Here is a 1,136-nt window from a genome sequence, read left to right as displayed (position 1 = left end):
CCCCGGTGATAGCAGAACGACGGGGTTTTCGAGCTCGTTTATTGCTTGTTCGATGGTTTCTGCCGGAATGTGGTTACGATAAATTTTGACTGAGTGACCTAATGAGCGGAATTGGTCCACAAGGTTATAGGTGAACGAGTCAAAGTTATCGATGAATACGATGTTCGCCATGTCTGCTACTCCTTGTTCGCAGGTTGAGAATGCGCCGCTTGAATAGCAGAGATAACCGCTTGAGCTTTTCCGCGTGTTTCATCGGCTTCTGCTTGAGGGTCAGAATCGAATACCACGCCTGCACCTGCTTGTACTTGAGCGATGCCGTTTTCCACGTAAGCCGAGCGAATCACGATACAAGTGTCGAGCGTGCCTTCTCCTGTCAGGTAGCCTACCGCTCCGCCATAGCTGCCACGACGAGCACCTTCAACATCGCGAATCAGTTGCATTGCACGAATTTTTGGCGCTCCAGTTAACGTGCCCATGTTCATACAAGCTTGGTAAGCGTGCAAAGCATCAAGGTCATCGCGCAACTGGCCAACCACGCGGGACACCAAGTGCATAACATGGCTATAGCGGTCGACTTTAAGGAGATCGGCAACATGACGAGTACCTGCTTGCGAGATGCGCGCTACATCATTACGAGCTAGGTCTACCAACATCATATGTTCAGCGTTCTCTTTTTTGTCGCTACGCAGTTCAAGTTCAATACGGCTATCTAAATCAAAATCGATTTCGCCATTTGGACGTTTACCGCGACGGCGAGTCCCCGCAATTGGGTAGATTTCTATTTGGTTGGTGTCGGTTTCATACTTCAAGGCACTTTCTGGAGACGCACCAAACAAAGTGAACAGCTCATCTTGCATGTAGAACATGTAAGGGCTTGGGTTGCTTTGCTTTAGCTCTTTGTAAGCTGCCAACGGAGAAGGGCAAGGCAATGTGAATCGACGAGAAGGAACCACTTGGAAAATATCGCCTTTTACCACGAATTCTTTTAGATCACGGACGATTTGACAGAAGTCTTGATCCGAAACGCTTGGTTGAGCTGTGATATTGGCCACTTGCGTTGCGTCTGGAAGACGCTTTGGCGATGTGCATTGAGCTCGGATATCTTCGATTCGACTTTCTAGCGCTGCTTTTTGCGA

Annotated in this window: 2 protein-coding genes; both read right to left on the bottom strand. The window is 48.8% G+C overall.

Features of this window, described 5'->3' with window-relative positions; translation table 11 throughout:
- A partial coding sequence (locus tag R7E78_RS24440) for a glutamine amidotransferase-related protein (RefSeq protein ID WP_411913764.1) occupies positions 1-171 on the bottom strand: 171 nt, incomplete at its 3' end.
- A gap of 5 nt (positions 172-176) precedes the next feature.
- On the bottom strand, positions 177-1,136 hold a 960-nt coding region (locus R7E78_RS24435), incomplete at its 5' end, for an anthranilate synthase component 1 (RefSeq protein ID WP_318058380.1).

Source organism: Vibrio sp. YT-19(2023) (genome assembly GCF_033337395.1).
This window is presented reverse-complemented; position numbering and strand designations above follow the sequence as displayed.